The sequence below is a fragment of the Planctopirus hydrillae genome (assembly GCF_001707835.1).
Taxonomy (GTDB): Bacteria; Planctomycetota; Planctomycetia; order Planctomycetales; family Planctomycetaceae; genus Planctopirus; species Planctopirus hydrillae.
The window spans coordinates 1-348 of the sequence record NZ_LYDR01000009.1 but is presented as its reverse complement, the minus strand read 5'-3'; the positions used below and the strand labels follow the sequence as shown (position 1 = coordinate 348).

General features: G+C 44.3%; 1 pseudogene. It reads right to left on the bottom strand.

Going from position 1 to position 348, the window contains the following annotated elements:
* Window positions 1-348, bottom strand: a pseudogene (locus A6X21_RS01005) (DUF1302 family protein); the annotation flags it as partial.

The following is a 348-nucleotide window of genomic DNA, read 5'->3' as shown; positions in this document are numbered from 1 at the left end:
ATGCATAATCCGCAGCAAAACGGCTGAACCACCCGCCATAATTGAGATCGATATAAGTAAAATCGGACAACTGTAATGTACTGTTGAGTAACTTCTTGGACACATTGAGTGTAAAGAGTGTGCTGTGATGGGACTGTGCTACATAAGGTTCGTAGCCGAATATGCTTTCCGACGAAAGTTGTGCCATCAGCATCCATTCGGCAGGAGCATACCAGTCCATACCCACAAGCCAGTTGACGGTGTTGAATCCTTTTTGAGCCATACTCATGGCTTCAGGTTTGTATGAAAAATGTTTGCCTATATTGAATGCAACTTCTCCACGAATCACAAACTCCCCAAGAGGTTTGG